This window comes from Pseudomonas sp. HY2-MNA-CIBAN-0224, assembly GCF_040310285.1.
GTDB classification, from domain to species: Bacteria; Pseudomonadota; Gammaproteobacteria; order Pseudomonadales; family Pseudomonadaceae; genus Aquipseudomonas; species Aquipseudomonas helleri.
In genome coordinates, this window is record NZ_JBEOPQ010000979.1 from 1 (window position 1) to 229 (window position 229).

Below are 229 nucleotides of genomic sequence, written 5' to 3' on the forward strand. Positions count from 1 at the left end.
CATCATCGGTGTGCCGCTGGTGGTTGGTATTTTTATCTTGCAGCAGGAAGCTTTGAGCCTTATCAGCAATTTAATCTATCGTATTAAAGTAGGGTATTTGGATGTGCCTGACTCTGTTAAGGATTTGCCGATTATCGGGCAACAAGTCAAAGATGTGCTGTGGCGCATAAATAAAAATCCTGAAGGAACGCTAGAAGCCTTTCGTATTTGGGTGCAGTCGCATTTATAT

The 229-nt window shown here is 42.4% G+C and carries 1 protein-coding gene; it reads left to right on the forward strand.

Translation table 11 applies throughout. The features are described from left to right. Positions 1–229: hypothetical protein (locus AAEZ03_RS29160; protein WP_350583507.1), on the forward strand; the 229-nt coding region annotated here is incomplete at both ends.